The 25586-nt window shown below is 69.5% G+C and carries 24 protein-coding genes; 16 read left to right on the forward strand and 8 right to left on the reverse strand.

All coding sequences use genetic code 11. The features are described from left to right. Positions 1-13: 13 nt before the first annotated feature. Complete coding sequence (locus QNO11_RS02705) at positions 14-1795, reverse strand: Hsp70 family protein (RefSeq protein ID WP_285169660.1); 1782 nt, start codon at positions 1793-1795, stop codon at positions 14-16. Between the two features lie 291 nt (positions 1796-2086). On the opposite strand from QNO11_RS02705, the gene groES reads away from it, so the two are divergent. From groES to QNO11_RS02720, 3 genes are all read left to right on the forward strand, one after another. After that, positions 2087-2383 (forward strand): co-chaperone GroES, encoded by a 297-nt coding sequence (gene groES / locus QNO11_RS02710; RefSeq protein ID WP_257509189.1) that lies wholly within the window; start codon positions 2087-2089, stop codon positions 2381-2383. Positions 2384-2464: 81 nt separating this feature from the next. Further along, the gene (rarD, locus tag QNO11_RS02715; protein ID WP_257509225.1) at positions 2465-3400 is read left to right on the forward strand and encodes an EamA family transporter RarD; all 936 of its coding nucleotides are present in this window, start codon (positions 2465-2467) and stop codon (positions 3398-3400) included. 156 nt (positions 3401-3556) lie between these two features. Beyond that, positions 3557-4912: an ABC transporter substrate-binding protein gene (locus QNO11_RS02720; protein WP_257509190.1), complete on the forward strand. Its 1356-nt coding sequence runs from the start codon at positions 3557-3559 to the stop codon at positions 4910-4912. Positions 4913-4986: 74 nt separating this feature from the next. Here QNO11_RS02720 and QNO11_RS02725 read toward each other — a convergent pair whose 3' ends face one another. The 4 genes from QNO11_RS02725 to QNO11_RS02740 all read right to left on the reverse strand — a co-directional run bounded on the left by QNO11_RS02725 (position 4987) and on the right by QNO11_RS02740 (position 9054). Further along, positions 4987-5709 carry an ABC transporter ATP-binding protein gene (locus tag QNO11_RS02725; protein WP_257509191.1) on the reverse strand — a complete coding sequence of 241 codons (723 nt, stop codon included), beginning with the start codon at positions 5707-5709 and terminating at the stop codon, positions 4987-4989. Next, positions 5706-6632, reverse strand: coding sequence for an ABC transporter ATP-binding protein (locus tag QNO11_RS02730; RefSeq protein ID WP_257509226.1), 927 nt, complete (start codon positions 6630-6632; stop codon positions 5706-5708). The genes QNO11_RS02725 and QNO11_RS02730 overlap by 4 nt, the downstream gene beginning before the upstream one ends. 82 nt (positions 6633-6714) lie before the next feature. Beyond that, complete coding sequence (locus QNO11_RS02735) at positions 6715-7698, reverse strand: branched-chain amino acid ABC transporter permease (protein ID WP_257509192.1); 984 nt, start codon at positions 7696-7698, stop codon at positions 6715-6717. 6 nt (positions 7699-7704) lie between these two features. Continuing rightward, a complete protein-coding gene (locus QNO11_RS02740) occupies positions 7705-9054 on the reverse strand; it encodes a branched-chain amino acid ABC transporter permease (RefSeq protein WP_257509193.1) in 1350 nt (449 codons plus the stop codon). A 252-nt stretch (positions 9055-9306) separates the two neighbouring features. On the opposite strand from QNO11_RS02740, the gene guaB reads away from it, so the two are divergent. Beyond that, the gene (guaB, locus tag QNO11_RS02745; protein WP_257509194.1) at positions 9307-10812 is read left to right on the forward strand and encodes an IMP dehydrogenase; all 1506 of its coding nucleotides are present in this window, start codon (positions 9307-9309) and stop codon (positions 10810-10812) included. 115 nt (positions 10813-10927) lie between these two features. Here the strand turns inward: guaB and QNO11_RS02750 are convergent, their stop codons facing one another. Further along, positions 10928-11092 carry a hypothetical protein gene (locus QNO11_RS02750; RefSeq protein ID WP_257509195.1) on the reverse strand — a complete coding sequence of 55 codons (165 nt, stop codon included), beginning with the start codon at positions 11090-11092 and terminating at the stop codon, positions 10928-10930. A gap of 316 nt (positions 11093-11408) precedes the next feature. Here QNO11_RS02750 and QNO11_RS02755 point away from each other — a divergent pair, with 316 nt between their 5' ends. The 7 genes from QNO11_RS02755 to QNO11_RS02785 all read left to right on the forward strand — a co-directional run bounded on the left by QNO11_RS02755 (position 11409) and on the right by QNO11_RS02785 (position 18317). After that, positions 11409-11822 (forward strand): helix-turn-helix domain-containing protein, encoded by a 414-nt coding sequence (locus QNO11_RS02755; protein ID WP_257509196.1) that lies wholly within the window; start codon positions 11409-11411, stop codon positions 11820-11822. Positions 11823-11826: 4 nt separating this feature from the next. Then, positions 11827-12498 (forward strand): TMEM175 family protein, encoded by a 672-nt coding sequence (locus QNO11_RS02760; protein WP_257509197.1) that lies wholly within the window; start codon positions 11827-11829, stop codon positions 12496-12498. Positions 12499-12585: 87 nt separating this feature from the next. Further along, the gene (locus tag QNO11_RS02765) at positions 12586-13704 is read left to right on the forward strand and encodes a GuaB3 family IMP dehydrogenase-related protein (RefSeq protein ID WP_257509227.1); all 1119 of its coding nucleotides are present in this window, start codon (positions 12586-12588) and stop codon (positions 13702-13704) included. Then, positions 13701-14573 (forward strand): SURF1 family protein, encoded by an 873-nt coding sequence (locus QNO11_RS02770; RefSeq protein ID WP_257509198.1) that lies wholly within the window; start codon positions 13701-13703, stop codon positions 14571-14573. The genes QNO11_RS02765 and QNO11_RS02770 overlap by 4 nt, the downstream gene beginning before the upstream one ends. Positions 14574-14696: 123 nt before the next feature. Next, positions 14697-15179 (forward strand): DUF3817 domain-containing protein, encoded by a 483-nt coding sequence (locus QNO11_RS02775; RefSeq protein ID WP_257509199.1) that lies wholly within the window; start codon positions 14697-14699, stop codon positions 15177-15179. Then, on the forward strand, positions 15176-16759 hold the full coding sequence (guaA, locus tag QNO11_RS02780) for a glutamine-hydrolyzing GMP synthase (RefSeq protein WP_257509200.1): 1584 nt from the start codon (positions 15176-15178) through the stop codon (positions 16757-16759). The genes QNO11_RS02775 and guaA overlap by 4 nt, the downstream gene beginning before the upstream one ends. Positions 16760-16934: 175 nt before the next feature. Continuing rightward, entirely contained in the window at positions 16935-18317 is a 1383-nt protein-coding gene (locus QNO11_RS02785) for a glycosyltransferase (RefSeq protein ID WP_257509201.1), read from the forward strand. 139 nt (positions 18318-18456) lie between these two features. Here QNO11_RS02785 and QNO11_RS02790 read toward each other — a convergent pair whose 3' ends face one another. Further along, complete coding sequence (locus tag QNO11_RS02790; protein ID WP_257509202.1) at positions 18457-19359, reverse strand: Bax inhibitor-1/YccA family protein; 903 nt, start codon at positions 19357-19359, stop codon at positions 18457-18459. 157 nt (positions 19360-19516) lie between these two features. On the opposite strand from QNO11_RS02790, the gene QNO11_RS02795 reads away from it, so the two are divergent. The 3 genes from QNO11_RS02795 (at position 19517) to QNO11_RS02805 (ending at position 22606) form a co-directional block, all read left to right on the forward strand. Further along, positions 19517-20530 (forward strand): glycerophosphodiester phosphodiesterase family protein, encoded by a 1014-nt coding sequence (locus tag QNO11_RS02795; protein ID WP_257509203.1) that lies wholly within the window; start codon positions 19517-19519, stop codon positions 20528-20530. Positions 20531-20630: 100 nt separating this feature from the next. Continuing rightward, positions 20631-21581 carry an ABC transporter ATP-binding protein gene (locus QNO11_RS02800; protein WP_257509204.1) on the forward strand — a complete coding sequence of 317 codons (951 nt, stop codon included), beginning with the start codon at positions 20631-20633 and terminating at the stop codon, positions 21579-21581. After that, on the forward strand, positions 21578-22606 hold the full coding sequence (locus tag QNO11_RS02805; RefSeq protein WP_257509205.1) for an ABC transporter permease: 1029 nt from the start codon (positions 21578-21580) through the stop codon (positions 22604-22606). The genes QNO11_RS02800 and QNO11_RS02805 overlap by 4 nt, the downstream gene beginning before the upstream one ends. 90 nt (positions 22607-22696) lie before the next feature. Here QNO11_RS02805 and QNO11_RS02810 read toward each other — a convergent pair whose 3' ends face one another. Then, entirely contained in the window at positions 22697-23701 is a 1005-nt protein-coding gene (locus tag QNO11_RS02810; protein ID WP_257509206.1) for a helix-turn-helix transcriptional regulator, read from the reverse strand. A 61-nt stretch (positions 23702-23762) separates the two neighbouring features. On the opposite strand from QNO11_RS02810, the gene QNO11_RS02815 reads away from it, so the two are divergent. Further along, positions 23763-24803 (forward strand): ATP-binding cassette domain-containing protein, encoded by a 1041-nt coding sequence (locus tag QNO11_RS02815; RefSeq protein ID WP_257509207.1) that lies wholly within the window; start codon positions 23763-23765, stop codon positions 24801-24803. Then, entirely contained in the window at positions 24800-25579 is a 780-nt protein-coding gene (locus QNO11_RS02820; protein ID WP_257509208.1) for an ABC transporter permease, read from the forward strand. The genes QNO11_RS02815 and QNO11_RS02820 overlap by 4 nt, the downstream gene beginning before the upstream one ends. Positions 25580-25586 lie beyond the last annotated feature (7 nt).

The raw sequence follows: 25586 nt of genomic DNA on the forward strand, positions 1-25586 counted from the left end.
GGCGGGCACCCGATCAGACGGTGTACTCGGGCGGACTCGGCTCGGACAGCGGGCCGGGGTCCGCGGGGGTCGGTGATTCGGGTGTGGGGTCCGACGTCTCGGGGGCGGGGTCGGTGGGCTCCGGTTCCGGTTCCGGATCGGTCGTGGGCTCCGGTTCGGGCTCGGGGTCAGGCTCGGGCTCGGGGTCGGGCTCGGGCTCAGGTTCGGGATCCGGCTCCGTCGTCGGTTCCGGCTCGGGAGAGGGGTCGGGGGCGACGACAGGCGCCGCCGGGTTCGGCGCGGGGGTGGGCCTGCCCGGCTCGGCGGACGCGTCGGCCGAGCCGGGGCGCGCCGCGCTGCGCGGCGCAGCCGGGTTCGCGGTGGCAGGTTCGCGTGGTGTCGCCCTGCCGGGGGCGCGCCGCTCGGACGGACCAGGGGCGTCTTCGGTCGCGGGCGGCGCCGGAGCCGTCACCAGCGGGGCGGCCTCCGGATCGGAGGTCGGCAGGGCCTGCGGCTGCGCGCCGTCCCACGCCCACGGCAGCATCGCCGAGGCGCGCTGAGCGTCGTCGTCGCCCAGTGCGGTGTCGACCGGCGCTCCGCCCAGCGCTGATGCGCTCAGGGTGATCATCGTCGCCGCGAGCGCGACCACGCCGGTGCCCGAGAGTGCTCCGGCACCGATGCGACGGAACCAGGATCGTGGCGGTGCTGCGGCAGCGGTGGCATCCGCGGCGTCGCCGGCGGCCCCGTCCGGCAGCGCGGGCGCATCGTCGAACTCGGCCACGGCGCGCGGTGCCGCCGCCAGACGCTGTGCGGCGAGAGCGCCGGCCGCGCCCAGGGCGATGATCGCCTTCGGGTCGGCATCCGTGGCGATGGGCAGGTCGAATCGCGCGGACAGCCGCTGCGCGATGCGCGGGATGCGGGAGGATCCGCCGGTGAGCAGGATCGCATCGACGCGATCGGCGGGAACAGCGGCCGATTCGAGCGCGTCGGCCAGCGTCTCCGCGGTGCGGTCGATCGCCTCTTCGATCATCGCCTCGAACTCGTCGCGGGTGAGGCGCACCGTGGTCTCGCGCTCTCCCAGCAGCACCGGGATAGACGCATCGCTGTCGAAGGACAGTGCCTCCTTGGCATCCACGCATTCGCGTCGCAGCACCGCCACGCCCATCCGCGCGCCGCGATCGACGGCGAGGGCTGCGGCGGAAAAGCCCGCCACACCGAGCGTGTGACGCAGCACCGCGTCATCGAAGTCGGCACCGCCGAGATCGCGGATGCCGGTGGGCTCCCCGGCCGGCACCAGGGTGTCGTCGGCGTCCTTACGGAGGATGACGGCATCGAACGTGCCGCCGCCGAGGTCGTAGACGGCGAGGGCATGCCCCGGTTCCAGCGGGTTGATCATCTCGTAGCGGCGGGCCGCGGCCTCTGGCTCGCTGACGATGGCGACTTCCCCGAGTCCGGCTCGCGCCAGCGCCCCGGCAATCAGGTCGGTGCGGTAGCCGCCCCAGGTGACCGGCACCGTGACCGCGACGGCATCGGGGGAGTGGCCCTCGCGCTCGCGGATCGTGTCCACCACCCACGCCACCATCCGGGCGAACAGCTGCTCGGCGGTGAAGCTCTGGTCTCCCGCGACGATCGGCACATCATCGCCCACCCGACGCTTGAACTCCCGGATCAGACGGTCCGGCGCGGTGAGGCCCCGGCGCTCGGCGGCATCCCCCCACAGGAGCTCGCCCGAGAGTGCGAAGGCGGAACTCGGGACGCTGTCGGCGTGACGTCCGAGAGCGAACGGAGTCGTCGAGATCTCCCCATTCGATCCCACACGTGCAACGGCTGCAGCTGTCCTACTGGTTCCGACATCGACGGCGATGACGTACCCCACTACGTGTCCCTTCCCCCCGGAATTCGGACAACGGCCTTGCGGTCGCGCTATGTATATCACCTGTCAGGAGGGCGCACCAGGGGTGCGCATGCACCCCCGAGCACGCGACCGTCATGCGGCGTCATGGGCTGGCACTCGCGTTGCGGGAGTGCCAGCGTCCCCGTACACTGGCGTTAGCACTCTCACTGGGTGTGTGCTAACGAGTCTTCAGTTTCAAGAAAGAGGTAGACCGTGTCGGTTTCCATCAAGCCGCTCGAGGACCGCATCGTCATCAAGCAGGTCGAGGCCGAGCAGACCACCGCCAGCGGGCTGGTCATTCCCGACACTGCGAAGGAGAAGCCCCAGGAGGGCGAGGTCGTCGCAGTGGGCCCCGGTCGCATCGACGACAACGGCAACCGCATCCCGCTGGATATCGCCGTGGGCGACCGCGTGATCTACAGCAAGTACGGCGGGACCGAGGTCAAGTTCGGTGGCGACGAGCTGCTGGTGCTCTCGGCGCGCGACGTGCTGGCGGTCGTCGTCCGCTGAGCAGCGACGCTTTGTGAAGGACCCGGATGCACTGCATCCGGGTCCTTCGTCGTCGTTGGGGGCCCCTAGGCTGGATCGGTGATGACGGCTGCTGCTGCTGACCCCGCTCGCGAACGGATGCTCGGCGGCGTCTACGCGTTCATCGCGTATTTCCTGTGGGGCTTCATGCCTCTGTACTTCCTGCTGCTGGCCCCCACCGGGCCGTGGGAGGTCGTCTCGTGGCGGGTGCTGCTGTCGCTGGTGTTCTGCCTGCTGCTGCTGAGCGTGACGCGCTCCTGGCCGAAGATCCTGGCGATCATCCGCCGCCCGCGGCTGCTGCTGTGGACCGCGGTGGCCGGCGCCCTCATCTACGTCAACTGGCAGGTCTTCCTCATCGCCACGCTCACCGGCCACGTGCTGGAATCGAGCCTCGGCTACTTCATCAACCCGATCGTCACGGTGCTGCTGGGCGTGCTGGTGCTGCGCGAGCGGCTGCGCGTCACGCAGTGGGTGGCCATCGGCATCGCGGTGGCCGCAGTCCTCGTCATCGTCGTGGGCTACGGCACGTTCCCCTGGATCGCGCTCACGCTGGCCGCCTCGTTCGGTGTCTACGGCCTGGTGAAGAAGCAGCTCGGCCCTGCGGTGGATGCCATCAGCGGACTGACGCTGGAGTCGTTCTGGCTGATGCCGGTCGCGATCGTGCAGCTGGCGGTCGTTGCGGCTACGACCGGGATCACGATGGGCTCGGCGGGGCCGGGGCACGCGGTGCTGCTGTGCCTGGCCGGCGTGATCACCGCCACGCCGCTGCTGTTCTTCGCCGCCGGCGCGCGCCGCGCGCAGCTGACCGTGATGGGGCTGCTGCAGTTCGTCGCGCCGGTGCTGCAGTTCGCGATCGGGGTGTGGCTGGGCGAGGACATGCCGCCGGAGCGCTGGGTCGGGTTCGCGCTGGTGTGGGTGGCGCTGATCCTGCTGACGGTTGATTCGCTCCGTCACGCCCGCCGCGTTCGCGGCGTCGACGACCTCAGTGCGATCACCTGAGCGCAGCGGCATCCGCTGGTCGTTATCGATCCGAGACCCTTCTGTTTCAGACCGTTAACACATCGCAACACTGACGACGCGGACCCACGATTAGGTTGGACGCACCGGAGCGGCACCCGACGAAGCCGCGCCTTCATGAATCAACTAGGGAGCACTATGAGCGTCTTCACACGTTCGCGCGGCGCCAAGGTCCTCGGCGCAGTCGCCGTGGCCGGAGTCAGCGTGATCATCCTTGCCGGCTGTACCAGCGGCGGGGGCGAGCCTGAAGAGACAGCAGGCGGCGAAGCCGCAGGTTTCGAGTTTCCGATCGACTGCGATGCAGCGGCTCCAGCGGCGTACACGCCGGAGTACTCCTCGTCTTCGACCGGGCCCGGCACCGACCTGACGTACACGATCGGCACGGCCCTTCCCGTCACCGGGAACCTGGCGTTCCTCGGCCCGCCGGAGATCTCGGCCACCGAGTACGCCGCCGCAGAGATCAACGCCGCCAACAAGGGTGTGCAGATCAACCTCGTGCAGGGCGACTCGGGCGACACCGACAACAAGGCATACGAGACGGAGATCCCGCGTCTGCTGGGTGAGGGCGCCACGGCCATCGTCGGCGCGGCATCCTCTGGCACGTCGCTGCAGTTCATCGACTCCGTCATCGCCGCCGACGCGATCCAGTTCTCGCCCGCGAACACCTCGGCTGCCTTCACCGGCTACGAGGACAACGGCCTGTACTGGCGCACCGCTCCCTCCGACGTCCTGCAGGGCGAGGTCCTGGGCAACCTGATCGCTGCCGACGGCAACGAGACGCTGGGCATGATCGTGCTCAACGACTCGTACGGCACCGGCCTGGCGTGCTTCACGAAGGAGTCGTTCGAGGCTGCCGGCGGTGAGGTCGTCGCGACCTCGCTGTACAACACCGGTGACACCACCTTCTCGACGCAGGTCGAGGACGTGCTGGCAGCCGGCGCCGACGCGATCGCGCTCATCACGTTCGAAGAGGTCACCACGATGATCCCCGAGTTGGTCGCGGACTTCCCGGCCGACAAGCTCTACTTCGTCGACGGCAACCTGTCGAACTTCGGTGATGAGTTCGAGGCGGGCACGCTGGCAGGCGCCAAGGGCACCTACCCGGCGGTCGACCCGGCCGCGACGGACGAGTTCCGCACCGCCCTCGAGGCGTTCTGGGTCGAGCAGGGCAATGCCCCGCTGAAGGACTTCACCTACGCGCCCGAGTCCTACGACGCAGTCGTGCTGCTGGCACTGGGTGCGCTGGAGGCCGGCTCGACGGCGGGCCCGGATGTGGCAGCCCACCTGCAGCAGGTGTCGGGTGGCACGGGTGAGGGCACGAAGTGCACGACGTTCGCCGAGTGCGCCGACATCATCGTCGCGGGTGAGGTCGCCGATTACGACGGCGTCTCCGGCCCGGTCACCTTCAACGAGGTGGGCGACCCGACCGAGGCGACCATCGGCGTCTTCCAGTTCGACGACGAGAACAACTACAGCTTCCTCAACATCGGCTGATCAGCCTGAGGAACAGCAGCGGCCCCGGTCTTCGGACCGGGGCCGCTGCTGTGTGTTCGCGGGTGTGGCGCGCGTCAGGCGCCGAGGGTGCCCAGGTACAGGCCGATGACCTTCGGGTCGTTCAGCAGTTCGCGTCCGGTGCCGGTGTACGCGTCGCGGCCCTGGTCGAGCACGTAGCCGCGGTCGCAGATCTGCAGGCAGCGGCGCGCGTTCTGCTCGACCATGATCGTCGTCACGCCCGCCTTGTTGATCTCCGACACCCGGATGAACGCCTCGTCCTGCCGGGCGGGGGACAGCCCCGCCGACGGCTCGTCCAGCAGCAGCACGTGGGGGTCCATCATGAGCGCACGGCCCATCGCGACCATCTGCCGCTCGCCGCCGGAGAGCGATCCGGCGCGTTGATTGAGGCGCTTGGCGAGGTCGGGGAAGATCGAGGTGACGAATCCGACCCGCTCGTCGAACGCCTTCGGACGCTGGTAGGCGCCCATCTGCAGGTTCTCGGCGATCGTGAGGCTGGGAAAGACGTTGCTGGTCTGCGGCACGAAGCCCACGCCCTTGGCGACGAGCTTGTTGGCGCGCAGACCGGTGATGTCCTCGCCGTTGAGCAGCACCGCGCCCTCGCGCACCTTCACCTGGCCGAAGATGGCCTTGAGCATGGTCGACTTGCCGGCACCGTTGGGCCCGATGATGCCGATCAGCTCGCCCTTGGCGGCGGTCAGGTTCGCGCCGTTGAGGATGTTCACTCCGGGCAGGTAGCCGGCGACGACGTTGTCGAGCTCGACGACGTTCACGCTCACTTGGCGTCCTCTTCTCGATCGGTCGGATGCTCGAGCTCGGCCTCGATGACCTCGCTCAGCTCGTGCGCGGTCTCCACGAGCGCGAGGGCCTCGGTCGTGAGCGTGCCTTCGTGGCGCCCCGTCACGACGCCCAGGTCCACATCCTGGTGCGCACCGAGGTAGGCGTCGATCACCGCAGGCTCCCGCATGACCACATCGGGCGGGCCCTCGGCGACGATCTTGCCCTCGGCCATCACGATCACCCAATCGGCGATGTGACGCACCATGTGCATGTCGTGCTCCACGAACAGCACGGTCATCCCGAGGTCCTTGAGATCGAGGATGTGCTCGAGGAGCGACTCGGTGAGGGCCGGATTGACCCCGGCCATCGGCTCGTCGAGCATGACCAGCGATGGGTCGCTCATGAGGGCACGCGCCATCTCGAGCAGTTTGCGCTGACCACCGGACAGCCCGGCGGCGTAGTCGTCCTCTTTCGTGTCGAGCTTGAACTGCTTGAGCAGCCCGCGCGCCTTCTCCTCGATGCGCGACTCCTGCTTGCGCCAGATGAAGGGGAGGAGCCCCGCCCACAGTCGCTCGCCGGTCTGCTGCGGGGCGCCCAGTTTCATGTTCTCGAGCACCGTGAGCAGGGCCAGGGCCTTGGTCAGCTGGAATGTGCGCACCTGACCCATCCGCGCCGCTTTGAACGCGGGGATGCCGGCAAGCGCGGTGCCGTCGAACGACCAGGTTCCCTCGTTGGGCTTGTCGAAGCCGGTGAGCAGGTTGAACAGCGTGGTCTTGCCGGCACCGTTCGGGCCGATCAGCGCCGTGATCGCGTTGCGGGGGATCTCCACGTGCTCGACATCCACTGCTGTGAGCCCGCCGAACACGCGCCGGACGTTGTCGGCGATGAGGATCGGGTCCTTCTTCGCCACTCCCGGCTTCATCTCGCCCACGTGCAGACCCGTGGTCTTGGGGCGCTGCACCAGTGGTGTCACCTCACCGGGCAGTGCATCGTCGTGCTGCGTGTCACCGGACAAAGGTCAACTCCTTCTTGTTTCCGAGGAGCCCCTGCGGTCGGAAGATCACCAGGAGCATCAGCACGACGCCCACCAGGACGAAGACCAGCATCTGCGACTGCTCGCCCGACAGGAACGGCAGCCAGCCGATCTCCACGAGTGCGGGCAGGAGGTTCGACAGGAAGGCTCGGACCATCCAGAACAGCACGGCGCCCAGGACGGGGCCGAACACCGTGGCCGCGCCACCGAGCAGCAGCGCCGTCCAGATGTAGAACGTCTGCGATGTCACATACACGTTCGGGTTCACGTTGGAACCCATCGCCGTGATGATGCCGCCGGCTGCGATGATGATGCCGCCGATGATGAGGGCCTGCATCTTGAACGAGAAGACGTTCTTGCCCAGCGCGCGCACCGCATCCTCGTCCTCGCGGATGCCCTTGATCACGCGGCCCCAGGGGCTGCGCATCAGCAGCCAGACGGTGAGGACGGCGACGGCGACGGTGACCAGCCCGATGATGATGACCCACCACTGGTCGGAGGTGTACGTCCACGGGCCGAAGCCATAGGTACCAGGCGGCAGCGGGTTGTTGGCCCCCCGGAATCCGCGCTGATAGTTGAACAGCCCGTCTGCGGACCCGGTGACGTTGCGCCAGGCGGAGGTGAGGAACAGCAGCCGCAGGACCTCGGCCGCGGCGATGGTCACGATGGCGAGGTAGTCGCCCCGCAGCCGCAGCGTCGGCACGCCCAGCACGACGGCGAACAGGGTCGCGGCGATCAGTCCGATCACGGCCGCCACACCCCAGGGCAGGCCGAACGTGAGGATCGAGATCGCGAAGCCGTACGCGCCGATGGCCATGAACCCGGCGACACCCATGTTGAGCAGTCCCGCGAATCCGAAGTGCACCGACAGTCCGATGGCCGCCAGGGCGTAGCCGAGCGTCGCGGGGGCGAGGACCTGCCCGAGCGTGTTGGAGAGAATCTGCATGAAGTCCATGGCGCGCTACCCGATTCGCTCTCGACGCCCGAGGATCCCCTGCGGGCGGAACAGCAGGATGACGATCAGCACCACGAGGGCACCGACGTACTTGAGGTCGGAGGGGATCCACAGGGTCGACACCTCCACGAGAAGGCCCACGATGATCGCTCCGATCAACGCGCCCCACGCCGTGCCGAGTCCGCCGAGGGTGACCGCGGCGAAGATCAGCAGCAGGATGGACGTTCCCATGTCCCATTTGATGCCGGGGCGGAAGTACGCCCACAGGATGCCGGAGAGGCCGGCGAGCCCGGCGGCGACCACCCAGACCACGCGCACCACGGCATCCACGTCGATACCGCTCGCGGCCGCCAGTGACGGGTTGTCGGAGACGGCGCGGGTGGCGCGGCCGATGCGCGTACGCATCAGCCACCAGCCGAACGCGGCGATCACGACGATCGAGATGGCCATGCTGATGACATCGGTCCAGGTCAGTCGGATCGGGCCGAGCCCGGGGATGGTGCCTGTTGAGCCGCCTGGCAGCTGCTGCGTCCCGCCGCCGATGATCATCTGGTAGATGTACCGCAGCGCCAGTGACAGTCCGATCGAGACGATCATCAGCTGCACAGTTCCCACGCCTTTTCGGCGCAGTGGTCGCCAGAGGCCGGCATCCATCCCCAGTCCGAAGAGGGCGGAGACGACGATCGCCACCGGGATCGCCAGCCAGATCGACCATCCGAAGCTCGCCGAGAACAGCAGCGCCGCCAGGGCGCCGAAGGTGACCATCTCGCCGTGGGCGAAGTTCGACAGGCCCGTCGTGCCGAACACGAGCGAGAGCCCGATCGCGGCCAGCGCCAGCATGAGACCGAAGTTCAGGCCGTTGACGGTGCGCGAGATCAGCTGATCGAGGAAGCTCGTGGTGGTTCGTTCGGCTGCACCCAGCGTGAAGTTCGCGGTGACGCTGCTGCCACCGCCGAACTGCACCTCGCGGGTGAACTCGAACCCCTCCGGCGCCTCGACGGCGTCAGGGAGGCTGCTCTCGACGAGCTCGACCTCCCAGGTGCCTTCCTTCGTGGGGATGCCGATGCGGACGTTGCCGTTCTCACCGGTTTCCCCCTCGGTTTCGAAGCCTTCGCCGCTGACCAGGACCGTCGCCCCTGCTACCGCGTCGCCGGTGGTCTTGACGTTGACGATCACCGTGAACGGCAGGTCCTGCGGTTCCTCGTCGGAGCCGGGGGAAGCGGAAGGCGTGGGGTCGGGGGTGGAGGCCGATGCCGCCGGGACGACGCTGAAGATCATCAGCGTCGCCATCAGTGCACCCAGCGCGAGCACGAGCCACCCGAGTGGTCGTTTCGCGGGAGAAGTGGTGGAACTCACAGAACCTCCAGTTCGGCACCTGCGCCGATGAACGGGTCGCATCGGCAGCGATTGCGACTTTACGAGCGTAATATGTCGCCGATGTTTCACGGAGCCGCGATCTGTCAGCCGTGATGCGACCGTGACCGACGGGCGAGCGGCGCCACCCGCATGCCCGCGTAGGTCCGCGTGTCCGCGCGTGGGAATGAACCACACAGGTGGGGCGCTTAGGATTCCAAGAGATCGTCCGTCGAGTAGGAGCATCCCAGGCATATGAGCGAGCAGCATGATCCTTTCGGCTTCGTCGGACTGACCTACGACGACGTCCTGCTGCTTCCAGGGCACACCGACGTCATCCCCAGCGAAGCCGACACGTCCTCCCGCGTCACCCGCCGCATCACGGTGGCAACTCCGCTGATCGCCGCGGCGATGGACACCGTCACCGAGGCGCGCATGGCGATCGCGATCGCGCGCGAGGGCGGACTGGGCATCATCCACCGCAACCTCGCCATCGCGGAGCAGGCGGCCATGGTCGACCGCGTCAAGCGCAGCGAGTCGGGCATGATCACCGACCCGATCACGACGACCCCGGATGCCACCATCGACGAGGTCGACACGATGTGCGCGCAGTACCGCATCTCGGGGCTGCCGGTGATCGACCCCGACGGGCGACTGCTGGGCATCATCACCAACCGCGACATGCGCTTCGTCACCGGCACCGAGCGGTACACCACCAAGGTCCGCGACGTCATGACCAGCGAGGGGCTCATCACCGGCAAGGTGGGCATCGGGGCCACCGACGTCATCGCGCTGTTCGCCAAGCACCGCGTGGAGAAGCTGCCGCTCATCGACGACGAGGGCAAGCTCGCGGGCCTCATCACCATCAAGGACTTCGACAAGAGCGAGAAGTACCCCCTCGCCACCAAGGACGAGCAGGGGCGGCTGCGCGTGGGTGCGGCGATCGGCTTCTTCGGTGACGCGTGGGAGCGTGCCGAAGCGCTGCGCGACGCGGGCGTGGACGTTCTCGTCGTCGACACCGCCAACGGTCAGTCGGCGGGCGTCATCGACATGGTGCGCCGCATCAAGGCCGACCCCACGTTCGAGCACATCGACGTGATCGGCGGCAACGTCGCCACCCGTGAGGGCGCCCAGGCGCTCGTCGATGCGGGTGTGGATGCCGTCAAGGTCGGCGTCGGGCCCGGCTCGATCTGCACCACCCGCGTCGTCGCCGGCGTCGGCGTGCCGCAGGTCACCGCCGTGTACGAGGCATCGCTGGCCGCTCGCGAGGCCGGCATCCCGGTGATCGCCGACGGCGGGCTGCAGTACTCCGGCGACATCGCCAAGGCGCTGGTCGCCGGTGCGGACAGCGTCATGATCGGCTCGCTGTTCGCCGGCACCGACGAGTCGCCGGGCGAGATCGTGTTCGTCGGAGGCAAGCAGTTCAAGCAGTACCGCGGCATGGGGTCGCTCGGCGCGCTGCAGACGCGCGGCAAGAAGACGTCCTATTCGAAGGACCGCTACTTCCAGGCCGACGTGCCCAGCGACGACAAGCTGATCCCCGAGGGGATCGAAGGCCAGGTCGCGTACCGGGGACCGGTGTCTGCGGTGTCCTACCAGCTGGTCGGAGGACTTCGGCAGGCGATGTTCTACGTCGGCGCCCGCACGATTGAGGAGCTGAAGGCCCGCGGCAAGTTCGTGCGCATCACCTCCGCCGGGCTCAAGGAGTCGCACCCGCACGACGTGCAGATCGTGGTCGAGGCGCCCAACTACCGCCGCTGACGCGCTCGCGAGTGAGTATTCGTGCTCGCGAGTGAGTATTCGCGGGCGTGAGTGAGTATTCGCGCTGTCGAGTGAGTATTCGCGGGCGTGACCCCGCACGACCCTCGTGGGGCACTCAGCCGAACAAGCCGAAGCCGTGCCTGGCGGCGAGTTCGTCGCGCTCGCGGCGCATCATCGCGAGCGGGTCCTCCCGGCGGACGTGCCCACGCGGTTCCTCGGCGTCGGCCCCGTCGATCGCGGTCGCGGACGGACGACGGCGTCTGGGTGATTTCTGGTACATGCTGACAGCGTCGCGGGGACATCCGACACTCGCATCCATTCACGCCAGCCGACCTGTTGCGGGTCCGGTTCGTGGTGTCGCCGTGGTGGGAGACGGTCGCCGCGGTCGGCGCCCTGGCGCGGGAGACGCCCCTGCACCGTGCCTGGGCGCGGGACACCCGTCAGGCGATGCGTGCGGATGCGGCATCCGCTGCGCATTGGGACCGACTGCGCGCCTTCATCCTGCGATCGAGTTTCATCGCCGATGCGCTTACCCCGGCGGGGCAGCGAGACGACGGTGGCCGAGTCGCGCGCGGGTCGCGGCGCAGGACGTCGAGGTGTGGGCGGGGGACCTCGTCACTCTGCGCGAGCGGGCGGAGCGGCCCGTCTCGATCGGGATCCTGGACCGCTTCGAGGCTGATCCGATGACCGGTGTGCGACGGATCCTCGACGCCCTGGAGTGGTTCTGGGAGACCGCGCTGCACGCGCACTGGGACCGCATTCAAGCCCTGCAGGTAGCCGACATCGAGCATCCGCTGGCCACGACGCACGTGGCGGCCCACCTCGCGGTGGCGCCTGCGACGGCGAGCGAGCATCTCCGCATCCTGACCGGTTCGGGTCTGCTGCGCTCGTTCCGCCGCGGCGGGAGGTCTACTACCAGCGCACCGCACTGGGCGAGAATGTCGCAATGCCCACTCCCTCAGCCGGCGCTGAGCGGGCCTTACCGGGCGAGGAGCAGGCCGCTAGCCTGAGCGCGTGATCCGGACGCGGCGCTCCACCAGCTTGTCCACGCGGCGGCTCGAGGCATTCACCGACGGGGTATTCGCGATCGCCGCGACGCTGCTCGTGCTCGACCTCACCGACCACTCGCTCGGCACCGTCGACTCCGACGCACAGATGTGGGCGGCGCTGGGCGACATGTCGCTGCTGTTCTTCAACTTCGGGCTCAGTTTCGTGCTGCTCTGCCTGCTCTGGCGCGTGCACGTGCAGCAGTTCGAGTACGTCGAACGGGTGGATGCCGTCGCGATCTGGCTCAACAACGCGCGGCTGCTGTTCATCGCCTTCGTGCCGTTCGCGACCAACCTCACCACCGAGTACTCCGACTTCGTCGCCGGTCGCATGGCCATGCCGGTGAGTTTCTTCCTCGCGATCCTGTGCAGCTGGATCCAGTGGCAGTGGATGGCCCGGCACGCCGAGGTGATGCTGCCGAAGCTGACGCCGACGGATGCCGCAGCCTTCGGCGGTGGCTCCCTCAGCGCCCTGCTCATCAGTGCAGCGGTGGTCGTGCTGTCGCCATGGACCGGATCGTGGGCGTTTCTGCTCTTCCTCCTCGACGGTGTGCTCAGCCGCGTGCTGCGCGGCAGCGGTGGTCGGAATGCGGATGCCGGGTCTCGCGACGGCGCGGACCGGGGGCGTTCGACCGGGTGAATACTCACTCGAGCCCGCGAATACTCACTCGGGGGCTGGACGGCGTGGGCGGGGAGGGAAGCCCGCGGGTAGGCTGGGCTGGTGAGCATGGAGATCGAGATCGGCCGCGCCAAGCGCGCTCGCCGCGCCTACGCGTTCGACGACATCGCGGTCGTGCCCTCGCGGCGCACCCGCAACCCTGAGGACGTTTCGACGGCCTGGGCGATCGACGCATTCCAGTTCGACATCCCGGTGCTCGCCGCACCCATGGACTCGGTCGTCAGCCCGCAGACGGCCATCACGCTGGGCAAGCTCGGCGGCCTGGGCGTGCTGGACCTCGAGGGCCTGTGGACCCGCTACGACGACCCCGACCCGCTGCTGGCCGAGATCGCCACGCTCCCCGACGCCGAGGCGACCCGCCGCATGCAGGAGCTGTACTCCGAGCCGATCAAGCCCGAGCTGGTGCGTGAGCGCCTCGCCGAGATCCGCGCCGCCGGTGTCACCGTCGCCGGCGCCCTGACCCCGCAGCGCACCCAGCAGCTGTACGAGACCGTCGTGGCCGCGGGCGTTGACCTCTTCGTCATCCGCGGCACCACCGTCTCGGCCGAGCACGTCTCCAGCGTCGAGGCCCCGCTGAACCTCAAGAAGTTCATCTACGACCTCGACGTCCCCGTCATCGTCGGCGGAGCATCCACCTACACCGCGTCGCTGCACCTCATGCGCACCGGCGCCGCCGGCGTGCTGGTCGGCTTCGGTGGGGGAGCGGCCTCCACTACGCGCGGCACCCTCGGCATCCACGCCCCCATGGCCACCGCCGTCGCCGACGTCGCCGGCGCACGCCGCGACTACCTCGACGAATCGGGCGGGCGCTATGTGCACGTCATCGCCGACGGGGGCGTCGGCACCTCGGGCGACATCGTCAAGGCACTCGCGATGGGAGCGGATGCCGTGATGCTGGGCGTCGCCCTCGCCCGTGCCACCGATGCGCCCGGCCGTGGCTACCACTGGGGCCCGGAGGCCCACCACCCCAAGCTTCCCCGGGGCAGCCGTATCCACGTCGAGCAGAAGATCAACCTCGAATCCGTGCTCTACGGTCCGGCTCCCGTCGCCGACGGCACCGCCAACCTCATCGGCGCACTGAAGAAGTCCATGGCGACCACCGGCTACTCGGACCTCAAGGAGTTCCAGCGCGTCGAGGTCGTCGTCGCGCCGTACTCCGCCGGATGACCGAGAACGCCCCACAGGCGGCGGGGGACGTGGCATCGGCCGCCGCCCCCGAGGTCTTCCCGCCCACCCTGCGCGAGGTGCTGCTGCGCCCGTGGTGGCTCGGCATGCTCGGCGTCGCACTGGTGATCGCCGGGGTGTTCGCGTGGCTCGGGCAGTGGCAGCTGGGCAGCGCGATCGACACCGACCCGCCGCCGGCCGGCATGAACGAGCAGGTGCGCCCGCTGGCCGAGGTCACGGAGCCGGGTCAGTACCTGCCGGAGCCTCTGGTCGGTCAGATGGTCGAGGCGTCCGGCCGCTGGATCGCCGGGGACTTCATCCCGGTGGCATCCCGCTTCAACGAAGGCGTCGAGGGGTACTGGGTCACCGGTCAGCTGCGGCTGGACGCGGACACGACCGGGTCCGAGCAACCCACATCGCTGGCGGTGGCCGTTGGCTGGGCGCCGACGCGCGAAGCCGCGGACGCCGCGATCGAGGCGCTCGAGGCCGAGGTCGCGCAGGACCCGGATGCCACGGTGCACGTCACCGGCCGGCTGATCTCCGACGAGGGCCCCGGCGTGCCGCCCGCGGGCGCCGACCCGCAGACCATGACGCGCATGTCCCCGGCTGCGCTGCTCTCGCACTGGCACGACATCGAGGGGCTGGACGTGCACCGCGCCTACCTCACCTCGAGCGAGCCGTTCGGCGGGCTGACCGGCATCCACTCGCCTGCCCCGGAAGAGGGCTCGACGGTCAACTGGCTCAACATCTTCTACGCGGCCGAGTGGGTCGTCTTCGCCGGGTTCGCGTTCTACATGTGGTACCGCCTGGCTCGCGACGCCTGGGAGAAAGAGGTCGAGTCTCTCGAGGAGTCCGCCCCTCCCGCACCGTGAAACGACAGCTGGTCGCCGAGACGATGGGAACTTCCCAGGGTCTCGGCGACCAGGTGTGGTCTCAGCGTCTGGCGGGTCGCGGCACGCGGCGGGCACTCAAGCCGCGCCGGTAGGATGGAGGCCATGCCGGCACCCAAACTCGCCTCTTTCCCGGCGATCCGTGGGGCCCTGCGGTTCTACCAGATCGCCTCGGTCATCACCGGCGTCGGCCTGCTGCTGCTGTGCGCCGAGATGATCCTCAAGTACACGCCGCTGGCGGTCGAGGTGTTCCTGGGTGGATCCGGTGGCCTGCTGTGGCTCGCGCCCGTCGTTCCCGGTCCCGAAGGGGAGCTGCTGTCCACCGGCGACGGCGTGAACCTGTCGCTGGGGATCCTCATCGTCCACGGCTGGTTCTACGTCGTGTACCTGTTCGCGTGCTTCCGCATCTGGAGCCTCATGCGGTGGCCGTTCTGGCGCTTCCTGCTGCTGGCATGCGGCGGCATCGTGCCGCTGCTGTCCTTCTTCATGGAGACCCGCGTCGCCCGCGATGTGCGGGCCTACCTCGCCCAGCGCGAGGCCGACGCTGCGGCATCCGACCCCATCCCCGCCACGGAAGGCACCCGTTGACCTCGCAGACCGACTCGTCCCAGCGTCCCGTCCTGGTCGTCGACTTCGGCGCGCAGTATGCGCAGCTGATCGCGCGCCGCGTGCGCGAAGCAGGCGTCTACAGCGAGATCGTCCCTCATACCGCGACCGCGGCGGAGATCGCCGCGAAGGAGCCGGTGGGGATCATCCTGTCCGGCGGCCCGTCGTCGGTGTACGACCCGGGCGCCCCCTCGCTGGATCCCGAGGTGTTCGATCTCGGGGTGCCGACCCTCGGCATCTGCTACGGCTTCCAGGTGATGGCACAGACGCTCGGCGGCGAGGTCGCCAACACCGGACTGCGCGAGTACGGCGCGACGGATGCCACGCTCACCGGTGACGGCGGCGTGCTGCTGGGCGGCCAGCCGGCCGCGCAGAACGTGTGGATGAGCCACGGCGACCAGGTCGCCGCCGCGCCCGCCGGTTTCGACGTGCTCGCCTCGACCGCGGCGACCCCCGTTGCCGCCTTCGGCAGCGACGAGCGACGCCTGTACGGCGTGCAGTGGCATCCGGAGGTCAAGCACACCGACCACGGCCAGAACGTGCTGGAGAACTTCCTGCACAAGGCCGCCGGCCTTGCCGCCGACTGGAACAGCGGCAACGTCATCGCCGAGCAGGTGGCGAAGATCCGGGCCCAGGTCGGCACCTCGCGTGTCATCTGCGGGCTGTCCGGCGGTGTCGACTCCGCCGTGGCTGCCGCCCTCGTGCACGAAGCCGTCGGCGACCAGCTGGTGTGCATCTTCGTGGACCACGGTCTGCTGCGGAAGGGCGAGCGGGAGCAGGTCGAGCAGGACTACGTCGCCTCGACCGGCGTGCGCCTGGTCACCGTCGACGCGCGCGAGCAGTTCCTGACGGCGCTTTCGGGAGTGAGCGACCCGGAGCAGAAGCGCAAGATCATCGGGCGCGAGTTCATCCGCTCGTTCGAGCAGGCCGAAGCTGCGCTGGTCGCAGAGGCCGAGGCCGACGGCGAGCCCATCCGGTTCCTGGTGCAGGGGACGCTGTACCCCGACGTCGTCGAATCCGGCGGGGGCTCGGGCACCGCGAACATCAAGAGCCACCACAACGTGGGTGGTCTTCCCGAGGACCTGCAGTTCGAGCTCGTCGAGCCGCTGCGGACCCTCTTCAAGGACGAGGTGCGCGCGATCGGCCGGGAGCTCGGTCTTCCCGAGGTCATCGTCGGTCGCCAGCCGTTTCCGGGCCCCGGCCTCGGCATCCGGATCGTGGGTGAGGTCACCGCTGACCGCCTCGAGATTCTGCGTGATGCCGACGCCATCGCTCGCGAAGAGCTGACGAAGGCGGGGCTGGACGACGAGATCTGGCAGTGCCCCGTGGTGCTGCTGGCCGACGTCCGCTCGGTGGGCGTGCAGGGCGACGGCCGCACCTACGGTCACCCCATCGTGCTGCGCCCGGTCTCTTCGGAGGACGCGATGACGGCCGATTGGACGCGTCTGCCCTACGACGTGCTGTCGAAGATCTCCAATCGCATCACCAACGAGGTGCGCGAGGTCAACCGCGTGGTGCTCGACGTGACGAGCAAGCCCCCGGGGACCATCGAGTGGGAGTGAATCGGTGACGGATGCCGCGGCCTGAGGGTCGCGGCATCCGTCGTTTCCGGGCGGGGTGCGTCGGAATTCAGGCTGTGCGGCATCCGCGCGGCGGGTTCGGGGCTATCCGGTGCTCTCAGCCTGAATTCCGACGCGGCCTCGGGGGAGACCCAGCGCCGTGGGGGAGGATGGAGGGATGAGTGAACCCGCGCTGCCCGACGCCGAGTACTTCGTCCTGGCGAGCCGGCTGATCCCCGACCGCGACGGCGGGTTCACCATCTCGGTGCTGCGCCGCGCGCTGGACATGGCTGCCGCCGGCGCCCGGGTGCGGCTGCTGACAGTGGACCCCGGCGACCAGGCCGACCACGACCGGGACCGCGCCGAATGGGTGCGCCGGGGGTTGCTCGGCGCCCCCGAAGACCTGCGCAACCTCTTCGACGACGCACGGACGGATGCCGGCTGGCTGCGGGCCGCCGCGCTGCCGCTGCCCGTCCCGGCACACGACAACGACACCCGCGCGATCGCCGATGCCGCCGGGCGCACCGTGTTGGATCTCCCGGTGATCACCGGCGACCCGGCGTGGCATCTGAGTCAGGCCCCCGTCGTGGTGTGGGACGCCGACGGCCGCGAGCCGGTCGGCTGGCTCCCCGGCTTCGGCGGGCTGTACCGTGCGTGGCTGAACGCCCTCGCTGCGGCATCGGACGGCCCCGTCGTCGTGGTCTGCGAGGCGCGGCAGGTGGGCGAAGTGCTCGTCGCCGACGCGGCGCCGCTGCTGGGCGGCGGCATCCGGCTGCTGCACACGACGCACGCCTGTCACGTGCTGGCGCCCTTCACCTGGGACGCGCCGATGGATGCCGCGTGGACGCGGTGGCTGGACATCGCCGACCGGTTCGACGGCGTGCTGTGGCTGACCCCCAGCCAGCAGGCCGACGTGGAGCGCCGGGTGAGCGGCATCCGCTCCTCGGTCGTGCCGCATCCGGCACCCTCGGGGTTGACGAACGACCCGGTGCCGGGGCGCATCGTGATGCTCAACACCCTGATCCCGCGCAAGCGCGTGGCCGATGCCGTGCGGGCGCTCGCGGCGGTGCGGGTCTCAGTGCCGCACGCCGAGCTGCACGTGTACGGGGACGGTCCCGAGCGCGCTGCGCTGGCGGAACTGGCCGAGTCCCTCGGCATCGGCGACGCGGTGCTGTTGCACGGTCATGCTCCCGACCCCGAGGCGGCGTGGGCGACGGCGGACCTGTTCGTGCTCACGAGCACGAACGAGGGGCAGCCGCTGGTGCTGCTCGAAGCGCTCGGCCACGGCGTGCCGGTGGTGGCGTACGACATCCCCTACGGCCCGCGCGACACGCTCGCCCGCGGCGGCGGCATGCTCGTCCCCGACGGGGACGTGGACGCACTCGCGGGGGCGCTGACCGCGCTGCTCACCGGCCCCGGAGTCCGGGAGTGGCTCTCGGATGCCGGCCGCTCCGCCACCGTCGCGATGGATGCCGCCGCCTCGATGCGCGCCCTCGGCGCCGCGGCCCGCTCCGCGCTGTCGTCCCCGTCCCCGCGCCCCGGCCGCGTCCCCAGTCCGTGAAACCACTGCTGGTCGCCGAGACAGTGGGAACTTCCCATCGTTTCGGCGACCAGCTGTGGTCTCAGCGATTCGGGCCGGGGCCGGGAACGACGAAGGGGCCGCCCGGTGGGCGGCCCCTTCGGGGTGAAGCGGATGCGGGTCAGTTGCTGCCGCGGACGATCGCGAGGATCCGCAGGATCTCGACGTACAGCCAGACGACCGTGACCATGATGCCGAACGCACCCATCCAGCCGAACTTGCGGGGAGCGCCGTTGCGCACACCCTGCTGCACCTGGTCGAAGTCCAGCACCAGCGAGTAGGCGGCCATGATGACCACGAGCACGCCGATGATGAGGCCGAGCGGAATGCCCATGATCGTGGCGCTGTGGAGGCCGAACATCATGTCGCCGGGGATCACGCCGAAGAGCATGAGGCCGACGTTCAGCAGCGAGAAGACGAGGTAGCCGCCCATGGCGATCATGAAGATCTTGGTGGCCTTCTTCGACGCGCGCACCTTGCCGCTGGCGAAGAGGGCGAGCGTCACGCCCACGACCGCGAGGGTCGCCAGCGTCGCCTGCATCACGATGCCGGGGAAGATGAACTCGAAGAACGCCGAGATGCCACCGACGAACAAGCCCTCGAGTGCGGCATACGCGAAGATCAGCCCGGGGCGGATCTTCTTGCGCGAGCCGAAGATGACGGCCAGCGACAGGACGAAGCCACCGAGCGCGCCGATGATCCACGGCATCATCGTGGGCGAGGGGTTGGCGACCGTGACGGTCGACAGCGTCCAGATCCAGCCGACGACAGCCGTCACCATCAGGATCGCGAACAGGCCGACGGTCTTCAGGACGGTGTCCTCGACACTCATGCGGTCGGTCTCGATGGCGCCGGCCGGGGGAGCGGCGTACATCCCCTCGAGGTGCGCCTGGGAGGCGGCGTCGACGCCCTGGTGCTGGGCGGCGGCGAACTGGGTCTGCGTGCCGGATACGGCCGGCGGCGTCAAGCCGGGACGCTGTTCCTGGAACGCCGGGTTGGCGAATGCGGGATTGTTGAGGGCCACGTGCTCTCACACTCCAAAGTCGGGGTTGGGGACACAGCGCCATGCTGTGTGCACTCCACAGTATCTGAACGGCGTGGTATGAGGACGGCTATATCGCTGACAGCGAGCAGGAAGCGGATGCCGCAGCCTCCCAGCCCTCGCCGCGTAGCCTTGATGGATGCCTCGCACACGCCCGCTCGTCATCGGCCACCGTGGCGCACCGGGCTACCGTCCCGAGCACAGCCGGTCCTCGTACGACCTCGCGCTGGAGCTGGGTGTGGACGGCGTGGAGCCGGACATCGTGGTCAGCCGCGACGGGGTGCTGGTCGTGCGGCACGAGAACGAGATCTCCGGCACGACCGACGTCGCAGACCGCCCCGAGTATGCCGACCGTCGCACCACCAAGACGATCGACGGCGCGGAGCTGACCGGCTGGTTCACCGAGGACTTCACCTGGGAGGAGCTGTCGGGGCTGCGCTGCCGCGAGCGACTGCCGAAGCTGCGTCCCGCCAGCGCGACCTTCGACGACGAGCAGCCGGTGATGCGACTGCGCGAGGTGCTCGACCTCGTCCGCGACGCCTCCTACGCACAGGGGCGCGAGATCGCGGTGGTGCTGGAGATCAAGCACGCCACCTACTTCGGCTCCCTCGGCTGGGACATGCCGCAGCTCATCGCCGAGGAGTTGCGCGCCGCCGGCTGGGCCGATGGCCGGCTGCCGCTGATCGTCGAGTCGTTCGAGTCGACCGTGCTGGCAGGACTGCAGGGGCGCGGCATCCGTGCGTCCTACATCTATCTGCTCGAAGCGGCGGGCAAGCCGTTCGACCTGGTCACCGCGCACGGCGGCGAGGCGCCCACCTATCGGCAGACCGCGTCGCCGGAGGGGTTGGATCAGCTGGTGAACCTGGTCGACGGCATCAGCGTCGACAAGCGCATGATCCTCGGTCCCGACAAGCTCGGTCATGCGAAGGGCCCGACGACTCTGGTCGCCGACGCGCACGCGCGCGGGCTGCGGGTGTTCACCTGGACCGCGCGCCCCGAGAACGCGTTCCTCGTCGGCCAGTTCCGCGGCCGCGGCGGCAAGGCCGCGTTCGGCGACTATGAGGGGGAGTGGCAGCTGCTGGTGGATGCCGATGTCGACGGTGTCTTCGTCGACCACCCGGACCTCGGCGTCGCGTTCTTCCACGGCGCCTGACCGGACCCTGGCCGGCGCTTGCCCCCCGCCCGACCGGCCGGCGCCGCGCCGATTCCGCAGATCCGGGGCGCAATCCTGTGGATCCGCTATGGTGGCGCTCGTGACCACACCCGGAATAGTGGCGCGCGGGGTGCGCCGGTCGTTCGGCAACGTGCACGCGGTGCGCGATGTGACACTTCAGGCGCGGCAGGGAGCGGTCACGGGCCTGGTCGGCCCCAACGGCTCCGGCAAGACGACGCTCATGCTCATGCTCGCCTCGCTCCTGGCGCCGGATGCCGGTGAGCTGCAGATCGGCGGGGTGGATCCCATCGCCGATCCGGCGCAGGCGCGCGGGATGCTCGGCTGGATGCCCGACGCGCTGGGTGCCTGGCCAGCCCTCACGGCGCGCGAGACCATCGCGATCACCGGCGAGCTCTACGGCATGACGCGCGAGCAGGCGCGGGCGCGCGCGGCGCAGCTGCTGGCGGAGCTGGGCTTGGAGCCGCTCGCGGATGCACCGGCCAAAGTGCTCTCGCGCGGCCAGAAGCAGAAGCTGGCGCTGGCCCGGGCGCTCGTGCACGATCCCCGCATCCTGCTGCTGGACGAGCCGGCCTCGGGGCTGGACCCGCAGGCGCGCATCGATCTGCGCGTGCTGCTGCGCCGCTTCGCCGCGGAGGGGCGCACGGTGCTCATCTCCAGTCACGTGCTCTCCGAGCTCGAAGAGGTCATCGACGACGCGGTGTTCATGGTCGCCGGCGAAACGGTGAGCTCGGAGCGGGTGGCCGCCGCTGCGTCCCGCGTGCGTACCTGGCGCATCCGCCTCGCCGACCGCGAAGGCAACGCCGCTGTGCTGCCCGTCGCCGCTGCGCTCGGCCTGGATCCCGGCATCCTGCCCGTCGACCGGCGCGACGTGCTCGTCGGGTTCGCGTCCGACGCCGACGCCGCGCAGGGACTGGCGGCCCTGGTCGCTGCGGGACTGCCGGTGGCCGAGTTCTCCGCAGCCACCGGCATGCTCGAGCACACCTTCCTCGATCTGCGAGAAGGACCCGGATCGCAGGGAGGTGCCGCATGAATCTGCAGCGGATCGGCACGATCGTACGTCTGGAGCTGATCCAGCGCATGCGCTCGGTGGCCTGGTACGTCCTGCTGGGCGTGTTCGCGCTGCTCCTGGTCGGGGTCACGGCGCTGGCGTTCCTCGTGTTCGGGTCGGTCGAGGACCGCGGACCAGGCGTCTACTCGACCGTCGTGTTCATCACGCTGCTGCTCGCGGTACTGGTCTCGCCCACTCTCAGTGGCAACTCCATCAACGGCGATCGGGATGCCGCCACCCTCGCGCCGGTGCAGGTGACGGCCGCCACGACGGGGGAGATCCTGACGGGCAAGTTCCTGGCGGCGTGGGGCACGGGGCTCGCGTTCGCCGTGGTCGCCGTGCCGTTCCTGGTGATCGCGACCCTCGCGGGAGGGGTGAGCGGCTGGACCGTGCTGGTGTCGTTCGTGGTGCTGATCATCGAGATCGGGGTCATCTCCGCCATCGGCGTCGCCCTCAGTGGCATCCTCGCCCGTCCGCTGTTCTCGGTCGCGACGACCTACCTGGTCGTCGCCGCGCTCACGGTGGGCACCCTGATCGTGTTCCTGCTGGTGGGGGCCAGCATCCGTACCGAGGTCACCTACTCTCACCGGATTGCGACGTACGAGGGCAACCAGGTCGAGTGCACCGACGAGTGGAACTCGTACACCTCGGAGGCGCCTCGGTTCGACACCGTCTGGTGGGTGCTGGCCGCCAATCCGTTCGTGATCCTCGCCGATGCCACGCCGACGCAGTTCGACGCGAACGGCAACGCGGTCGACCTGTTCGGTCAGGCCAAGGTCGGCGTGCGCTCGGCGCAGCGGGCACCCGAAACCGAGGTGCGCTACGACGAGTGCGCGCCGCAGCAGAACGACTACGACACGGCCGAGGAGATCATCGCCACATCCACCCCCAGCTGGTTCGTGGGGCTGGGTGTGCAACTCGTGCTCGCCGGCGGCCTGACTGGGTGGGCATACGCCCGCACCCGCACCCCCGCCCGCTCCCTCCCGCCCGGCACCCGTATCGCCTGACCCCGCGCGGCCGAAAACGCTGAAACCACAGCTGGTCGCCGAAACGATGGGAAGTTCCCACGGTCTCGGCGACCAGCTGTGGTCTCACGGTCAGGAAGAGGGGGAGGGGCGGGGGCGGGACGGCGGCGGCGGGGAAGAGAGGGCGCGGAGCGCGCGCTCCAGCGACTCGCGCAGGGTCGCGCGATCGGGTTCGGGAAAGTCGGTGGCGTACTCCACCCCCTCGGGGATCCACAGCATGCCGTAGAGGGCATCGCGCCAGTCGGGGCCACCGATGGGCCACCGGGTGCGCCCGTCCCCCTCGGCGACGGCGCCCTGCGACCACACGCCGAACACTTCTTTCATCTGCTCCAGGGGCAGGTCCATGACCACGTCCGCCTCGATCTTCTGCGGCGACCACGACGTCGCCACGAAGACCATCTCCGCCGCGGTTGCGGCATCCAGCTCCCGCGGGGGGAACAGCACGCGGGTGTGCTGCACGTCCACGATGCGGTCGATGCGGAACGTGCGCCAGTCCTCCCGGTCCAGGTCCCACCCCAGCAGGTACCAGTTGCGGCTGGCGGGGGCCAGCAGGTGGGGTTCGACGCGGCGGGATCCCTGGATGCCGGTGACCGACGTGTAGGTGAAGCGCAGCCGCTCATGGTCGCGGCAGGCCAGCGCCAGTTCACTGAGCACTTCCGTCGACACCGCGGCGCCGCTGCGCACGGCGCCGGGCTGCACCGCCGCGGCCAGCGCGCCCACCCGTCGCCGCAGCGGCGCCGGCAGCACCTGCTCGAGCTTGGCCAGTGCCGTCAGCGTCGTCTCGGGGCCGCCGACGAGGCGCTGTTCCGCCGCCACCCGCAAGCCCACGGCCATCGCGACGGCCTCGTCGTCGTTGAGAAGCAGCGGGGGCACCGCCGACCCAGCCTCCAGCCGATAGCCACCTGCCGCGCCCGGTGCCGATTCGATGCGGTAGCCGAGTTCCCGCAGCCGATCCACGTCGCGGCGCACCGTGCGCTCGGTGACACCGAGCCGGCTGGCAAGCTCGGACCCGGACCAGTGCCGGTGCGTCTGCAGCAGATTCAACAGCGAAAGAGCGCGTGTCGTCGTATCGGACATGGCTCGATTGTGTCCTGGATCGCGGACAGAATCTGTCCGGGTCGACTCCTACCGTGTCGTCATGGACGAACCGATCATCGATGCGGTGGGGCTGACAAAGAAGTTCACCGTCAAGAAGAAGACCGTCGAGGCGGTCACCGACCTCACGTTCCAGGTCGCCGTGGGCGAGTTGGTGGCGTTCCTGGGTCCCAACGGCGCGGGGAAATCGACGAGCCTGCGCATGCTCACCACTCTCCTGCCGCTGACGGTGGGCGCCGCCCGGGTCGTCGGGCACGACATCGCGACGGATGCCGGTGCCGTGCGTGCCCGCATCGGCTACGTCGGGCAGCTCAACAGCGGCAGCTACGCGCAGCGGGTGCGCGACGAGCTGATCAGCCAGGGCGCGTTCTACGGCATGGCACGCGCGGCCTCGCGGGTGCGGGCGGACGAACTCATCGAGTCGCTGGATCTCGCCTCGTTCGCCACACGTTCCGTGCAGCAGCTCAGCGGCGGCCAGCGACGGCGGCTCGATATCGCCCTCGGACTCATGCACGCGCCCCCGCTGCTGTTCCTGGACGAGCCGTCCACGGGGCTCGACCCGCAGAGCCGCGCCAACCTGTGGCAGCACATCATCGATCTGCGCGCCCAGCACGGCACGACGGTGTTCCTCACGACCCACTACCTCGAAGAAGCCGACCGCTACGCCGAACGGGTCATGGTGATGGACCGGGGGCGGGTGATCGCCGATGACACCGCGAGTGCGCTGAAGGCGACGCTGGCCGGTGACGTCATCACGCTCGGGTTCGCTGACCCGGCAGACGCCGTTCGCGCCGTCGCGGTGGTGCAGGCGCTGACCGATCGCGTGGTGCGGCGCGAAGGCGCGGCATCCGTGGCCCTCACCGCGCCCGACGGCGAGCGGCTGCTGCCCCGGGCGGTGCGCGCGCTGGATGCCGCCGGAGTCGTCGTGCAGCGCGCCACCGGCGTGCCGCCGACCCTCGATGACGTCTTCCTCGTGCTCACCGGACGGACGCTGCGCGAAGCGGGCGAGGGCGAACCGGTCGAACCGGTCGAACAAGGGTCGGATGCCGCCGATGCGGCACAGCAGACGGGAGCAGTCCGATGACCACCACACAGCAGTTCGTGCGTGCGAACCCCGCCCGCGACACCTGGAACGTGCTCACGCGGGAGTTGCGGCCGATCGTGCGCGACCCGTTCTCGCTCATCTTCAGCCTGCTGCAGCCGCTGGTGTTCCTCGGGCTGTTCGCCCCGCTGCTGGCGGGAGCCGCCGGCGGCGACGTCGCCGAGACGCTGCGGTGGTTCGTGCCGGGGGTGCTGGTGATGATCGTGCTGTTCGGGACCGGCGCCACCGGCTCCAACCTGCAGTACGAGATGATGACCGGCTCCCACGAGCGCACTCTGGTCGCCCCGCTGTCGCGGTCGGCGCTGCTGGTGGGCCGGGCGCTCAAGGAGATCGCCCCGATCGTGGTGCAGGCGATCATCATCGTGCTGATCGCCTGGCCGTTCGGCTTTCGCGTGGATCCGGCGGGCCTGGTGGTCGGGCTGGCGCTGCTGGCGGTGTTCGGGGTGGGGCTCGGTGCGCTGTCCTACTCCCTCGCGCTGGCGACGAAAGAACGCGAGTGGCTGTTCTGGGGAGTGCAGCAGTCGCTGATCTTCCCGCTGCTCATCCTGTCGGGCATGCTGCTGCCGCTGGATGACGGCCCGGCGTGGATGCGGGTGGTCGCCGCGGTGAACCCGGTCAACTGGGTCGTGCAGGCCGAGAGGGCACTGCTGTCGGGCGACTTCGATGCCCCGGCGGTGCTGTGGGGCTGGATCGCGGGGCTCGCGGTCGCCCTTGTGGGACTCGTGGTCGGCGTGCGGGCGATGCGCCGATCCAGCTGAGCGGATG

The organism is Microbacterium sp. zg-B96 (assembly GCF_030246865.1).
GTDB lineage: Bacteria > Actinomycetota > Actinomycetes > Actinomycetales > Microbacteriaceae > Microbacterium.